Annotated in this window: 1 protein-coding gene; it reads right to left on the bottom strand. The window is 65.2% G+C overall.

All coding sequences use genetic code 11. The features are described from left to right. Nucleotides 1–233 (bottom strand): alpha/beta hydrolase-fold protein (locus SB725_RS34065; protein WP_410923808.1); only part of this gene is annotated, 233 nt, incomplete at both ends.

Raw genomic sequence — 233 nt, forward strand, 5'->3', positions numbered from 1 at the left:
GTTGATGCCGGGCTCGTCTTCGCAGCCGCGCGGATCGACCGCGCCGCTGATGCTCCCGGCGGCACCGAATGCGGCCGGCCGGTCCAGCGCAATATGCAAGGCGCCGAAGCCGCCCATGCTCAAGCCGGTGATCGCGCGTGATTGTCTCGCGGCAATCGTGCGGAAATGCGAGTCGATAAATGCGACGACTTCCGCACCTACGTACGTTTCATAACGGCTGCGCGGATCGACCG

It is taken from the genome of Pseudomonas sp. SIMBA_041 (assembly GCF_046535095.1).
GTDB lineage: Bacteria > Pseudomonadota > Gammaproteobacteria > Pseudomonadales > Pseudomonadaceae > Aquipseudomonas > Aquipseudomonas mucoides.